Raw genomic sequence first — 2,091 nt, 5'->3', positions numbered from 1 at the left:
GAACACGGAAGTTAAGCTCTCTAGCGCCGATGGTAGTTGGGACCTTGTCCCTGTGAGAGTAGGACGTCGCCAAGCAACTTTAGACGAGTCAGAATGACTCGTCTTTTTTGTGTTTTTAGCTTATTGAAGATCTTTAATAAAATTTTTCGAAATGTGATGTGCATATTGCACAGTATGTGAATCTTATTGAGCCTCTAAAAGAAATTTCCAATGCTAAGTAGCTTTGTTGAATTCGTTCTTCTCATATAATAAGATGTCTTCTTTAAGATTTTTATAGATATCTAATAGATCGTCTGGTAGAGTACAATAAATAGACTCTTCTAGGGTATAAGGTTCAAATTTTTTCCGTTATAATTCAAATTCATTAAAAATAATCTGTAGTATTTGGATTTCAAAGTTTCCTAATGTTGTATCTATAATAGATTCAATATTAGGAAACTATAGCGAATGGGCATATGGATTCGTTAGAAAAGAAAGAAGTCGAACTAGTTATGTTCTTTCGTTATACAATAGGGCGATTAAAACATAATATTGCTTTCCTTAACAAAATATTCATAGTGAATATTTTGTTAAGGAAAGTTTGTTACTTGCGCATTACTATGAATAGTGCTTTCTTTGTTATTCGCTTCTTTTTCTCGATTGTAAATTTTAAGGAGACCTACTATTCTAGATTAGTAAAAATCTTGATGAAGTAGGAGGGCGTTATATTCGAATTTGATATAATGTAATATAAGGTATTTTTAAAATATACATCATAGAGAAGGGATTCAAAGAATGAAGAAAATAAGTATTGTTACAATAGTAGTTTTACTCCTCCTAGTTATTGCGTATATGCTAGTTGGGAACTACTTTTATAACTATGCGCTAAATGCGAAACAAGAAAAAGAATTTTTAGAGGGAAACCCTCATTTAAAGAAAACTGTAACTGTATCGGGTAACGTAGTAGCCACTGATGAAATGAAAAATACAGAATTCTTATCAAAACATCAACCAAGTACGACGTCTATACGTTCTTTTGATAACTTGAAACTAACTGGCTATGAATATCGTAATCAGGAATCTAGTCATAAATGGTCAATCGTGGTTCACGGATATAATGGAAGAGCCTCGGAAATGACAAAATACATTCGCCATTTTTATGAAAAGGGTTATAGTGTAGTAGCACCTGATCTTCGTGGTCATGGCAATAGTCAAGGTGATTATATTGGTATGGGGTGGCATGATCGTAAGGATGTTACGCAGTGGATTCAGTATGTATTAAAGAAAGATCCGCAAGCGGAAATAGCTCTGTTCGGTATTTCTATGGGAGGCGCAACTGTTATGATGACTTCCGGAGAAGAGTTACCTGCCAATGTTAAGGTTATTATTGAAGATTGTGGTTATTCATCTGTTATAGATGAATTCACGTATCAATTAAAAGATCTATTTCATTTACCAAAATTCCCTGTTATGAATGCGGCGAATACAATTACAAAACTCCGTGCTGGTTATGACTTGAATGAGGGATCGGCCGTCAAGCAAGTTGCAAAAAGTAAAACTCCGATGTTGTTTATCCATGGAGATGCAGATACATTTGTTCCTTTTGAAATGTTGGATGAAGTGTATAATGCTGCAAAGGTGAAAAAAGAGAAATTGATTGTGCCAGGTGCAGGTCATGGAGAAGCTGAAAAAATAGATTCGGAGAAATATTGGAATACTGTATGGGGATTTATTGGAAAGTACATTCCAGCATAAGTATAGATTTAGAAAGAGTCTTTCGCTATTAAAAGTGAAAGATTCTTTCTTTATATATAGGGGATACATTGATTGTAGCTTAAATAGGGAATCTTTCTATCTAAATGTTATGCGTGTATAAGTGATGCTTAAATTTAAGTGAGGATAAAGAAAACTAACGGATTAAAGCCTTATCTTCTATATTTAATGGGGAATTTGAATTTTATTTTAAAAAGGTATTGCTTTTATAATGATAAGTGTGTAATATATTAGAAGTCGCCGATGCAACAAAGCAAAACGTGACAAACGAAATAAAAAACTTAGTTGACATTGAAACATGAAAGTGTTAACATAAGGGAGTCGCAAATGAGCGGCAAA

The 2,091-nt window shown here is 33.4% G+C and carries 1 protein-coding gene; it reads left to right on the top strand.

Annotation, left to right across the window (positions count from 1 at the left end):
• Nucleotides 1-774: 774 nt before the first annotated feature.
• Nucleotides 775-1,734 (top strand): alpha/beta hydrolase, encoded by a 960-nt coding sequence (locus JDS96_RS30295; RefSeq protein WP_097796060.1) that lies wholly within the window; start codon nt 775-777, stop codon nt 1,732-1,734.
• Nucleotides 1,735-2,091: the final 357 nt, after the last annotated feature.

The sequence above is a fragment of the Bacillus cereus group sp. N21 genome (assembly GCF_016483395.1).
Taxonomy (GTDB): Bacteria; Bacillota; Bacilli; order Bacillales; family Bacillaceae_G; genus Bacillus_A; species Bacillus_A pseudomycoides.
This window is presented reverse-complemented; position numbering and strand designations above follow the sequence as displayed.